Source organism: Streptomyces sp. NPDC006265, from assembly GCF_040613555.1.
In the GTDB taxonomy this organism is placed as follows: domain Bacteria; phylum Actinomycetota; class Actinomycetes; order Streptomycetales; family Streptomycetaceae; genus Streptomyces.
The window spans coordinates 1-7,574 of record NZ_JBEXSH010000429.1; the positions used below are offsets into that span (position 1 = coordinate 1).

6 protein-coding genes are annotated in these 7,574 nt (G+C 70.5%); all 6 read right to left on the reverse strand.

Going from position 1 to position 7,574, the window contains the following annotated elements; all coding sequences use genetic code 11:
• Window positions 1-1,001 (reverse strand): hypothetical protein (locus ABZ281_RS29160; RefSeq protein WP_356660217.1); only part of this gene is annotated, 1,001 nt, incomplete at its 3' end.
• Window positions 1,002-1,158: 157 nt separating this feature from the next.
• Window positions 1,159-2,850 (reverse strand): DUF4209 domain-containing protein, encoded by a 1,692-nt coding sequence (locus tag ABZ281_RS29165; protein ID WP_356660219.1) that lies wholly within the window; start codon window positions 2,848-2,850, stop codon window positions 1,159-1,161.
• Between the two features lie 87 nt (window positions 2,851-2,937).
• Complete coding sequence (locus ABZ281_RS29170; protein ID WP_356660221.1) at window positions 2,938-3,975, reverse strand: hypothetical protein; 1,038 nt, start codon at window positions 3,973-3,975, stop codon at window positions 2,938-2,940.
• 495 nt (window positions 3,976-4,470) lie between these two features.
• Window positions 4,471-4,896 (reverse strand): hypothetical protein, encoded by a 426-nt coding sequence (locus ABZ281_RS29175; protein WP_356660223.1) that lies wholly within the window; start codon window positions 4,894-4,896, stop codon window positions 4,471-4,473.
• Window positions 4,897-4,910: 14 nt separating this feature from the next.
• Window positions 4,911-5,696, reverse strand: a complete 786-nt coding sequence (locus tag ABZ281_RS29180) for a hypothetical protein (RefSeq protein ID WP_356660225.1) — start codon at window positions 5,694-5,696, stop codon at window positions 4,911-4,913.
• A gap of 344 nt (window positions 5,697-6,040) precedes the next feature.
• On the reverse strand, window positions 6,041-7,574 hold a 1,534-nt coding region (locus ABZ281_RS29185; RefSeq protein WP_356660227.1), incomplete at its 5' end, for a hypothetical protein.

The following is a 7,574-nucleotide window of genomic DNA, read 5'->3' on the forward strand; positions in this document are numbered from 1 at the left end:
GCGTACACGCCGGCGTGGGCGGGGTCGGCGAGGACGCGGGTGGCGACGTCGAGAACGTGCTCGGCGGCCTGGACCACGACAGGGTCCGCGTTGAGGCCGGCGATGTGGCAGAGGGCGCGGGCGGCGGGGTGCTCGGCGGTGCCGGAGGGCGCGCGGGCGGGTTCGATCTCGGTGAGGAGGTCGAGGAGAGCTGTGTGCGGGTCCGCAGGGCCCGGGGCGGGAATCGGCCCGGCGGGCCACAGGGCCAGGGGGACGGACCGGGAGGTCCACAGCGGCAGGACTGTGGGGGTGGCCTCGCATGCCTCGAACAGGTGGAGGTTGCCGTGGTGGCGGGTGGTGAACAGGTGGACGTGACCGCTGATTCGGGTGAGGGCGTCGAGGAGCCGGATCCGGCGCAGGGTGGCGCACAGGTGATCGGCGATGCCCGCGAGTTCGGCGTCCTGGGTGGCTGCGTACTCGGGTTCACGGAGGAGCTGAGGGATCCAGTACGGCATTAGGCTGCTCTGGTCGGCGGACCGGCGGCCGAGCGCGGCACGCCAGTCGGTCTCGCTGATGTCGGCGAGGACCATCCTCATCCCGGGCAGTGTCAGGACGATCCCGTCTCGGCGGCCGGCCCAGCGCAGGCCTGCGACGCCTGTCCCTCCCTCCCGGTAGGCGAGGGCGTCGATCCACCGGTCCAGCTGGGCGGACGCAATCCGCACCACCAGTTCGTCGAGGCGGGGCGTGAGGCTGCGGATGCCGAACGGGCCGCCGGTGAGGGTGGTGCGGTGACGGCCGTAGGCGGCGATCAGCGCGTGGAAGATCCGTGCCTCTCCTCGTACCTGTTCGGGCGCGGGTGTCGAGATGAGGTGCTCGAAGTCCGTGAGCTCGGCTCGGGCCGTCTCTTCGGATTCGCCCGTGGCCATCTGGCGCAGGGCGACCGGGGAGACGGCCGTCTCGGTCGTGCGAAGGCTCTGCTGCTGCCGGGGCGTGTACGGGGTGAGGGTGTGGGTGAGGGTCACGTGCTACTCCCGCTGTGAGGTCCGCTGTCACCTGCTACAGGTGTGCGGACGGCGCGCGGTGTGACAGTCAGAGCGGACGAATTTCGAAGAGCGCTCGGACGCTGGCGAAGTCGCCGTCATCCCACTGCCTCTGTTGAGCTCCGTGTGGCGGGACATCTCAGGGAGCGGGCGCGGCGGGGATGCGATGTCCGTGGGCGTGGCTGAGCAGGTACAGCGCGGCCTGGAGGATGAGCGCGACGCGGTGCTTGGGCAGCGTGTCGATCAGACCGTGGCAGACCTTGTTGCGCAGGTTCATGCCGCGGTCGGGGTCGACGAGAAGGAGCTCCAGGGCGCGGCTCCAGTCCCGGGGATACCCGGCGGTCGGCATGCTGCGGAGGAGTCCGCCCATCTGGTCGACGGCCCCGGGGGTCTGCCCCTTGGCCACGGACACGATCGGGACTCGGGAACGCAGGAGCTGTCTGAGGATCTGCTCAACCTGAGGAAGAGCGATGCATGCTGCCGCGTCGAGTTCTCCTAGCCAGAAGTACCGGAAGGCGTAGGACAGGGTTCGGGCGCGTGCCTCCGGCAAGACGGTGTCGTGGACCAGGGCGGTCACCAGCTCGGCCTCGTCCGGTGCGAAGCGCTCGTGGATACGGTCGAGCTGCTCGACGGTGAGGTATCCGAGGATGTCGATCGCGCGGACCTGCAGTTCGACGACGTGGTCGTCGTCGGCGTCAACGGGCGGGGCGACCTGGACGGGTCCGGCTGTGTTGATGCGTGTGCGCGGGATCCGCCACAGACCCTCCCGGGCGCGCGCGTCGGCGGCTTGCTCTCGCATCGCCGGATGGACGTCTACCGCAGTTCGCCACAGCGCGTCCTTCAGGTCTGCTGCGGCGTCGATCTGTGCTCGTGCCCAGTTGAACAGCCCTTGCGGGAGCATGATGGGGCCGCCGATGCGGGTCCATCCCAGGGAGTCCGGGTCGGTCTGTTGCAAAGCCATCTCGGCACGCATCCTCAGTTCGGAAAGACCTCGGTCCCGGGCTTCGGTCGCGGCCTGGGTCAGCAGGTTGTGGCGACGGAACCCGGTCTCCGCGTCGGCTGCGGCGAGGAGAGCGCTGACGATCGCGGTGTCGATTTCGGTTCGGCGGGAGTCGGGCGCCTCCTTCTGCAGCAGCTTGAGGAAGTCGACATGGGTGTGCACGTCGCTGGCATAGCGATGTGCGGCACGTTCCGCGAGGTCCGTGACGTCGGAGCGCTGAACGCGCAGTCCCTCCAGAAGGCCGGCCATGATGCGCGGCTCGTCTTCGGGGGCGGCCAGGACGTGTTCGGCCAAGGCGACCGTGTCGTCGGTGACGCGCTTGCACAGGTCGGTCTGGTTGAAAGTCCGGGCGAGGTTTCCGGCCCGGCGTAGGCAGGTGGTCGCGCCGCGCAGGCCGCGGAAGCGCTCGGGTGCGCCGAGCAGGAGCGGTGCCGCGTCCAGGTATCCGGCGACCGCGCCCCGGATGTGCTCGGGCTTACTGCCGTGACCTGCGGCCAGCAGAAGGTGATGAAGATGGCCCCGAACGAAGGGGTGGCTGACGGCCTTGGCGTACGCGCTCCAGATCTCCAACTGGTCGGCGGTGGCATCGGACAGGCTCGCCGGCCGTTCGTTGAGCGGGTCGCCGGCGAGCGTCGCAGCGAAGTCCTGGGACTTGCCGGTACCGGATAGCCGGAGTCGCAGCGCTGCGAGCAACGCCTCCCGCTGCTGTGCGGCAGCTGCGTTCGTGCCGATGTCCGCAGCCGCGAGCACCGCGGCGATGGCCTCATGGGAAGCGGCGTTCTTCGCCGCGTGCATGAGCACGTCGAGAACACCCGGTTCGACCTGCGGCATGAGAGCCTCGCTTCCTTCGTCGCCAGTATCGGCGCGACTCGGTACTGGGCCCACCGCTTTTCTCTGGTTCGGTTCTGCTGGAGCGCGTCAGCGCTCACGCCGTCGGCGCAGCATGCGGAGGGCGTCTGTCCACCGGTGTTGCCGGCGCGCCGGGGGTACGGAGGGCAGATGCTGCGGGGGCGGGGGGATCGGAGGCGGGGCAACAGGCCGCGGCGGGAAGGCTGGCGCGGGATTCGCGGACGGGTCGGGGGTCGCGATCACGTTCTCAGGCGGGGGCGTCTCAGCGTCCTGCTGGCCGGTCGGCTGCGGGCGCTCGGGGGGAGCCGGTTCTGCCTCAGTTTCTGCGGCGGGAGCTTTGACCGCCGGAGTGGGCGCGACGGGCGGCGGAGCGTGCCGCTCGACGTACACCTCACGGGCTCGTCGCTCGCGCCAGCGGTAGCGGCCCTCCTGGGCGGCGTACAGCTCATTCATGATCTTGTGCGCGTCGGCGGGGTGGAAGGCCGCCCGGGTGCGGGTCAGGGAGGACAGGGCGATCGGGACCAGTCCCCAGCAGTCCGCTGTCGGAGCCGGACGGGGTTTGCTGAGCCGCCAGTCGTCCCGAGGGTCCTTGTTGCGCGGCCACTTCGGCCAGGCAGTCCAGTCCTGCTCAGGGCGGGCGGGGTGCCGGAAGGCGTGGTAGCCGTAGGGCACCAGCACGAGTTTCCCGTCGCGCCAGTACACGTGCCCGCCGGCGTCGAGGATGGCCAGCTGCTGCTCGGTGGGGGCGACGCGCTGGTGCTCGACGTCGCGTCCGCTCAGGCGGACCGTGTGGCTGGGAAGCTGGCCGAACTGGCCGGGATCGCGGCGCAGGAACCAGACGTGTGCGGCGCCGACGTGGTGCTCGCGTACCGCGAGGATGCGCCGGCGTACGGCCGGCGGGTTGGGAAGGGTGCCGGGCCGTTCAATGACCACGGTGGTGTCGCCGCACTGGGCGATGACGGCCGGCGGCAGCCCGATCGGCTGGTGAGGGTCGTCTCCGGGGGAGGCGAGGGTGCAGCCGGTGACCCCGGGCAGGGCGCGGATCTGGTGGCTCAGCTGGATGACGACCTGGTCGTCCGCATCAATCTGTGCCTCTCGCTCGGGCATGCGGCACGGGCCTCCCCCCTGGTGGGCGAAGTGTGGCGTGACCTTCGCTTCGGGCCGGGCTCCCCTGAGCATCACGGGATCCGTGCAGGCCCTGCACAGGTACCGGCCGCCCGCCAGACCGATCGGCAGGCCCTCGACTCCCTGGTCGATATGGATCGGTCGCTTTGTCTCGGTATCCCATGCGCTTGCACCCATACGGCGATCATGACCGGCGGCGGGGCTGTCCGGCCAGACCCTCTCCCGCCAGACGGGCACCCCATGCCGCCAAGGCCAGCACGGCGGGAGACAACTTGCTCCCGAAGGCCGCCCGGCGGGAGACCACTCCCGCCGGCAAGGGTGACCCTGGGACACGGCGGGAAGTCCGTGCTGTCCGGCACCGATCCGGCGGGTGGCATGCTCTGGCGTCCCCGGTGCGGGAAAGACGTGCCGGCCACGGCCCGCGCACCGCTCCCGCCCGTCGAGCCAGTTCAAATGGCCGTTGAGCGGGCTGAATTGTCATGCGCGGGTGGGCGCGATGTAGCGCCGAACAGCGACCATGAGGCCGAAAGCCAGGGTGAGACCGACGAGGTGGAAGCCGCCGAGGACGGTCTTGGCGGTAGCACCGGTGAGATCGTGGTCGTGGGTGACGTTCTGGCCGGTGACGTAACAAGCGCCCCAGATGATCAGCATGACTGCCGCCAGGATGACGAGGCGCGCGCCGACGGGGAGCCACTCCGGACCCTTGGACGGGCTGGCCTTGGTGCTGACGTGGGCGACATGTGTGGACAGGGTCTGTTCACGGGTTCCTGCCGGCTGGCGGGGCATCCTGCCACAGGAGCACGTAACTCGGAAGCGGGCCGTACCGGCAGCGGTGGAGGCGTCCTCGTCGATGACGATCTCCGCTAGGTGGTGGCCGTCGTCGATGGCGAATCGGTCGAGCATGCTGCTCTCCATTGTCAGTTCCGGGCGGCCAGGCTAAGGGTTTCGGCGGCGAGGCGTTGACGGCGGGCGTGCTGGGTGTGGAGTGTTTCGTGCAGCTGGGCGGCCTCTGCTTCGGCGTCGATGTCAGGCTTGTCCGCCGGAGGGTGGCCGGCGGGGAGGATGAACTGCTCGTAGGCGTCGACCAACCTGTCGGCGTCCTCTCCGCGACGGAGGGACGCCAGGCGCATCAAGGTTTCGGCGGCAACCTTCCATACTTCGATGGCCCGGTGGGCGTCGTCCTCGGCCCGGACATATGCCTGGTGGCCGTGCAGCCAGCTGCCCTTGCTGTTCGGGTCGGCCAGCGCCTCCCACCGGACGTCGACCAGGTGCAGAGCGCGGTCGCGCTCGGCACGGGCGTCTTCCTCTTCGGCGAGGCTGGCCCGCAGGTCGTTGTACTGTCCCAGCGCCATACTCAGTGCCAGCATCCTGCCGTACTCCTGCGAGTCGGGCGCCGCCGCCCGGCCCTCGTGCTTGGCCACGACAGCGTCGTAGAGCGGGCCTCCCGGCTGGTCGTCATCGACGCCGTTGAAGCCCTCGACGGTCACAGCGGTCATGTTCTTCCCCTTCGGGCGGTCGCGGGGATCGATGCCCCGGGACTTGAGGTCGTCGTAGATGGTCTGGCGGCTCTTGGCGCGGGCGGCCTCGGCGATGGCCACCACCGTGGCGCCCGTCCTCCACGCTGCTGCGACCAGGTCCGCGCGGCGGCCTGGAACGGACCACTCGCGCAGTGCTGACAGCGCGTTCTCTCGTTCCGTACTCACCCCCCAATCATGTGTCTAAAGAATGGACATGTCTAGATACTAGACATGCAGCGTGCGCTGGAGAGGTGGTCAAGGCTCGATCCGCAGCTTCCACGTGGCGTGAGCCGGGACCGTTCGCCGGTCAGGCTGCCGAGGCCGAGGCCAACGCCATGCCGGGGTACGGAGATCCAGGGCGCGCGAAACGCCGAGTTCCTCGATTCGGTTGCCGCACGACAGCCGACGCCTTGGCAACCCGCCGAGATGGACCAGTTGACCGGCGAGCGAGTGCAACGCGCGGCGAGCCCCGCCTCCTCGCCACCCCGCGGCCTCTGGGGTCGGCTCGCTCACCCGGCCCGGCTGGACAGCTAGAACAGGGTCAGCGGCTCGGGAGGGGCTGGGGTGGTCTGGTGTTCTCGGATCGCGTCCCGAAGCTGGGCGGCTGTCACACGGGTGTCGTCGAACGTCTCGGTCCAGCCATTGGGCATCTGGACGGCAGTGAGGAAGACGCCGTGCCCGGCGGCCCGTAGGCGCCGCAAGATCGTCTGCTCGACGGACAGGGCGTTGTCGCCGGTGGGCACGTGATGTTCGTAGAAGAGGGCCCATCCGCGGCGACGGTGCTGGGCGATGCGGTCGTTGCGCTGAAGAGCGCCGGCGACGCCGATCTTGACGGCGCCGTGCTGCGCGTGGGTGACGACATAAACGCGGGCGGGCGCGGCGCGGTCGAAGCCGAAGCGGGCGCAGTACTTACATCTGCGGCCGCTGCGGATCTTGGCCAGGGTCGGGGTCGAGATGCGGCCGCAGGTGGTGCAGCGGCAGCGCCAGGGCGTCATGGTCGTGGTGTAGGGGTCCAGGGGCTCGAGACCGGCTTCGCGCATGGAGGCGGCGGCGCGCTCGGGGTCTTCGCGTCGTGCGGCGCCGGCGCGGAGGTCGGCGCAGCGTCGGCATCCGCTCTGGCCGGCGAGGATGGATCCGAAGGTCGGCGAGGTGATGGTGCCGCAGCCGTGGCACAGGCACCGCCAGGGGTACTTGACCCCCCGGTACGGTTCCTGGGGTTCGAATCCGTGCTCGCGCATCTCGGCGACGGCCAGGTCCTCGTCATGGCGCTGTACCTCGCCGTGGGCCCGGTCGGCGCATGGTTTACAGCCCGGCGGCCGGCTGCGGCCGGTCAGGGAACCTAGGCGCGGGGAGACGATGGCCCCGCACTTGGTGCAGCGGCTCTTCCACGGGAACGCGGTGCCGGGGTACGGCTCCAGCGGTTCCAGGCCCGCCGCCCGCATCACCGCTGCCGCGGTCTCGGCGTCGTGGCGCATCGACTCGTTGGCCTTGCGCCGGCCGCAGGGGTAGCAGCCGCCCTGACCCCGCCGGATGGAGCCCAGCGTGGGCTTCCCGGGCGCTCCGCACGCCCGGCATCGGACGGGCCACGGCGTGTCCACTCCCGGGTACGGGCCGAGAGGTTCCAGGCCCGCGGCCCGCATGTCGGCCGCGGCGACGTCCGGGTCGACCGGCGCATTCGGCGCGCACCACCGGCAGGGCCCGGCACCGGAGTTGATCCTGACGTAGGTGGGTGTGACCTCGCGTCCGCAGGCGACGTGGCGGCACCGCCACTTCCGGTCGCTGCCGGGGTATGCCTCCAGAGGCTCCAGGCCGGCCGCCCGCATCACGCCAGCCGCGGCCGCGGGCTCGATCCGGGCCCGCCCGGAGCAGTACACGCAGCCGCGCTGTCCCTTGGTGACGTTGCTCAGGCGTGGGGTCACCTCCCGCCCGCACGCCGTATGGCGGCACCGCCAGGGCGCGGAGCTACCGGGGTAGGGCTCCAGCCCACAGCCCGACTGGATCTCGAACACCCCGCTGCTCGCGGTCGAGGCGTCCCTCGTCTGGCAGTGGACGCCGTTCATGATG

Coding starts and splice junctions, on each gene's coding strand:
- ABZ281_RS29165 (WP_356660219.1), bottom strand. CDS start 2,850: ATGCCGCAGGTCGAACCGGGTGTTCTCGACGTGCTCATGCACGCGGCG.
- ABZ281_RS29170 (WP_356660221.1), bottom strand. CDS start 3,975: ATGCCCGAGCGAGAGGCACAGATTGATGCGGACGACCAGGTCGTCATC.
- ABZ281_RS29175 (WP_356660223.1), bottom strand. CDS start 4,896: ATGCTCGACCGATTCGCCATCGACGACGGCCACCACCTAGCGGAGATC.